The organism is Staphylococcus sp. 231237_7MaSpsaltlick, from assembly GCF_043107035.1.
Map to the genome: position 1 here is coordinate 1 of NZ_JBICNX010000385.1, position 439 is coordinate 439.

Sequence of the window (439 nt, forward strand, 5' to 3'; positions counted from 1 at the left end):
TAAATTAACTTTGCGTTTTTTCTATAGAGGTTTGTATACTAAAGACTATAATCTATTAAAACAAAGATTAAGAGGTATAATATACATACGTTAAACATATTACGTTGTAAATTCAGATATGCCAGGTAAGAAATATGAATTTGTTCCTGTAAGCAATGGCATTACTGATGTTGGAGATAGATATGTAACATTTGAATTAGAATTCAGTGTTTATAAAGGATATTCAGAATCATTATTGAGCACAAAAAGTTTTTCACTTTCTAAACCGGATAAGTGGCAGTTTGAAAATGGTCACTATGCTCAAGATATTAAATATAAATTTAATTCGACAGGTTGTAATGTATTCAACGGATCAAGTGACATTATCAATCCAATCATGCGGCATTATTTAAAAATCACTGTCAAAGTTGATGCTCCAAAAGGTATCATTATAAAAAAT

Annotated in this window: 1 protein-coding gene; it reads left to right on the forward strand. The window is 28.5% G+C overall.

Going from position 1 to position 439, the window contains the following annotated elements:
* Positions 1–118 precede the first annotated feature (118 nt).
* A partial coding sequence (locus ACF91D_RS32010) for a phage tail family protein (protein WP_483883408.1) occupies positions 119–439 on the forward strand: 321 nt, incomplete at its 3' end.